4 protein-coding genes are annotated in these 3,545 nt (G+C 71.4%); 1 reads left to right on the top strand and 3 read right to left on the bottom strand.

The window, feature by feature from the left end; genetic code table 11:
• The 3 genes from AB0M20_RS32540 to AB0M20_RS32530 form a co-directional block, all read right to left on the bottom strand.
• Positions 1–909 (bottom strand): nucleoside hydrolase (locus AB0M20_RS32540; RefSeq protein WP_364304167.1); only part of this gene is annotated, 909 nt, incomplete at its 3' end.
• 126 nt (positions 910–1,035) lie between these two features.
• Complete coding sequence (locus AB0M20_RS32535; RefSeq protein WP_364304166.1) at positions 1,036–2,235, bottom strand: HAMP domain-containing sensor histidine kinase; 1,200 nt, start codon at positions 2,233–2,235, stop codon at positions 1,036–1,038.
• Positions 2,232–2,879, bottom strand: coding sequence for a response regulator transcription factor (locus AB0M20_RS32530; RefSeq protein WP_364304164.1), 648 nt, complete (start codon positions 2,877–2,879; stop codon positions 2,232–2,234). The genes AB0M20_RS32535 and AB0M20_RS32530 overlap by 4 nt, the downstream gene beginning before the upstream one ends.
• A 111-nt stretch (positions 2,880–2,990) precedes the next feature.
• On the opposite strand from AB0M20_RS32530, the gene AB0M20_RS32525 reads away from it, so the two are divergent.
• A partial coding sequence (locus AB0M20_RS32525) for a hypothetical protein (RefSeq protein ID WP_364304163.1) occupies positions 2,991–3,545 on the top strand: 555 nt, incomplete at its 3' end.

Here is a 3,545-nt window from a genome sequence, read left to right as displayed (position 1 = left end):
GTTCACGCCGACCGCGACGCGGCAGTTGGCGGGCGGCGGGTCGGAGCTCTCCCGCCGATCGGTGATCATGACGCCGCGGGCCTCGCCGTCACCGGTGACGATCGAGACGGCGACCTCGCGGAACTCGCAGATGTCCGGGCGGGTGAGCACGGCGACGGCGAGCGGATCGTGCATCGCGCAGGAGTCGGCGTCGATGGCGCTGCCGGGGTAGCGCTCCTTGAGGTGGTCGATCCAGGCGATGGTCGACTCGCCGGCGAAGGGCGCGAACGGCGTATCGGAGGCGATCAGCCGCGCGGCGTGCTCGCGGGTGAGCCGGACCTGCAGCGTCACATCGAGGCCGACCCAGCGCTGCGGGGCGCCCGAGCGCAGGACGGCCTGCGCCGCCTCCGGGTCCATCCAGACGTTGAACTCGCCGGGCATGGTGCGGTCGGTCATCGTCCCGAAGAAGATGCCGCCCATGATCACGATCTCCTTCACGGCGGAGGCGAGCCGCGGCTCCAGGTTCAGGGCGGCCGCCACGTTGGTGAGGGGGCCGATCGCGACGAGCGTGATCTCGCCCGGGTTCGCCATGATGTGCTCGGCGATCGCGGCCGCGGCATAGCCCGGGGTGGGCGGCGGGACGCTGCCACGCAGCGCCTCCACGTGGTCGGCGGGCGTCCGGACGACCTCGGGATGCGTGAACGCGGCGGCCGCGCCCTTGATGATCGGGACGTCCTTGATGCCGAGACGCCGCACCAGCTCGCCGGTCAGGATCGTTGCGCTCTCGACGTCGGTGTTGCCGTTGACCAGGGTGAGCAGTTCGAGCTCGATCCCGGGGTCGGCGTGGGCCAGAGCCAGAGCGAAACCGTCGTCGATGTCGGAGCCGGGAGCCCCCATCGCAAGGTCCATGTCGAGGATGATTCGCGGCATCGCGTCTCCATTCAACTCGTGTTGCGTGCAGTAAACACGAGTTGAATGTGTCGCACAACACTCTTCAGCGATCCGCCGGCGTCAGTCAGCTCGGCCTCGGCAGGCGGGGCGGCAGGCGGGGCGCGGCTAGGAGGTGAGGGGCAGGTCGACCCTGACGCTCAGCCCGCCGCCCGGGCGGGGCCGGGCTTCCGCGTGGCCGCCGTGCGCCGCCGCGATCGTTGCCACGATCGCCAGCCCGAGACCGAATCCACCGTCGCCGGTGCGGTCGTGCAGCCGGCGGAACGGCTCGAACAGCCCATCGACCGCCTCCGCGGCGATGACCGGGCCGGTGTTGTCCACGGTCAGCTCGGCCCGGTCGCCGGCCGTCGCCGTGGTGACCCACACATCGCCACCGCCCGGCAGGTTGTACCGCGCCGCGTTGTCGACGAGGTTGATCGCGAGCCGCTCGAGCAGGATCGCATCGCCGGAGGTGGGCGCCGGCGCCAGCGCCGTGTGCAGGTGCAACCCGCGACCGGCGGGCGCGGCCGAGTCGATCGCATCCTCGGTGACCGTGGCCAGGTCGACCCGCTCCGTGCCGATCTCCGCTCGGTCGGTGCTGGCAAGGGTGAGCAGCGCGTCGGTCAAAGCCTGGGCGTGACACACGGCGGCCCGGATGTCGCGGCCCATGCCCAGCAGCTCGGCGCGGGTGGGCTCGGGCTTGGCGAGCACCACGTCGACGGACGTACGCATGACCGTCAGCGGCGTCCGCAACTCGTGGCCGGCGTTGGCGATGAACCGGCGCTGACCCTCGAAGGCCGACTGCAGGCGGTCCAGCATCTCGTCGAAGGTGTCCGCCAGCTCCCGGAGCTCGTCGCGCGGACCGGCCAGCGCGACGCGGGCGCCGAGGTCGTCCTCGGATGCGTTGCGAGCCGCCTCGGTGATCCGGTGCACGGGTCGCAGCACGCGACCGGCGACCAGCCAACCCGCCACCGCGGCCAGCAGCGTGACCGCGGAGACGGTGCCCAGCGAATACCAGAGCAGGCGATCGAGCGTCGCCTGACGCTGAGTGGTCACCCCCTCGAAGACACCCTCCGCGTACGCCGCCTTGCACTTGTACAGCAGGGTGGGGTCGGCGTTCGGATCGTCGGCCGCCCGTGCGCAGAAGTCGAGGAGATCACCCGGGACGGGCTTCACGGCGGCAGCGGCCTTCGGGTCGGGGCCGGGCAGGTTCGCCGCGAGCAGGCCGTAGGTGATCGCCACGAGGATGATCCCGCCGATCGCGAAGAGCCCGGTGTAGATGAGGGTGAGGCGCACCCGGACGGTGAGCCGGAGGCGGATTCTCGTCATAGCCGGTAGCCCCGGCCGACCACCGTCTCGATCAGTGGCGGCGGTCCCAGCTTGCGCCGCAACCGGGCCAGCGTCACCGAGACGACGTTGCTGAACGGGTCGGCGTGGGCGTCCCACACGTGTTCCAGCATCTGTTCGGCGCTGACCACGGCACCGTCGGCGGCCAGCAGCATCTCCAGGACGCCGAACTCCTTGCGGGTCAGCGACAACGCCTGCCCGGCGCGGCTCGCCCGGTGGCGGGCCCGGTCCACCATCAGGTTCCCGCGCTGGATCAGCGGTGGCGCCGATGGCGTCCGGCGAGCCAGAGCGCGCACCCGGGCGACCAGCTCGGGGAACGCGAACGGTTTGCCGAGGTAGTCGTCCGCGCCCAGTTCCAGGCCGTCCACCCGGTCGGCGATCGACGTGGCCGCGGTCAGCAGGAGGATCCGGGCCGCGGTGTCGATCGCGAGGGTCCGGCAGACGTGGTCTCCGTGCACCACCGGCAGGTCCCGGTCGAGGACGACCACGTCGTAGGTGGTTTCGGCCACGCCGGTCAGCGCGGCGGCCCCGTCATGGACGACGTCGACCGCCATCCCGGCATCGCGCAGGCCCTCGCCGATGCGGGCGGCCAACGTGACGTGGTCCTCGACCACCAGCACGCGCATGCGGTCATTGTGCCCCGCCGGAGATGACATTCGTCCTACACGGCGCGTAGCGCTGATGTCATCGCCGCCCCGGTACACCGGTTCCGACATCAATCAATCCGGGGGTTCGTCATGAAACGCTTCCTGGTGACCGCCGTGGTCACCGTCGCGCTGACCGCTGTCGCCGGGTGCACCGACGAGCCGGCGTCGCCGACCGTGCCTCGCCTGGCCACCAGTGCCAGTGCCGGCTCGGGCACCGGCAACAACGGCGACAGCGACAATCCCAACGCGGTGGGCGGGGACGGCAGTGCCGGCCGCCGGGCGAAGCTGCACGCCGCCGCCGACTGCATCAGGCAACACGGCGCACCCAACTACCAGGACCCGCTGCTGACCGCGGACGGCTACGTCTACACCGATGACGTCGCCCTGCGCAGCCTCGAAGGGCCGCAGCTCGACGCCATTCAGACGGCCTGCCACGACCTGATCGGGGCGGCGAGCTTCTCGATGCGGGATCAGGGGCCGCCACCGCCGAAACTGATCCAGGCCGGGGTCCGGTCGGCCCAGTGCCTGCGCGCGAACGGCCTGCCGGACTTCAAGGATCCGACCGCCGACAGCCGGTTCTCACCCGGCAAGGGATTCGGGCTCAACGGGGCTGCGATTCCGCCCGGCGGGAAGGAGAACCCGGCC

This window comes from Actinoplanes sp. NPDC051633, assembly GCF_040681735.1.
In the GTDB taxonomy this organism is placed as follows: domain Bacteria; phylum Actinomycetota; class Actinomycetes; order Mycobacteriales; family Micromonosporaceae; genus Actinoplanes.
The sequence above is the reverse complement of the archived record's forward strand: the minus strand, read 5'-3'. Positions and strand labels throughout refer to the sequence as shown.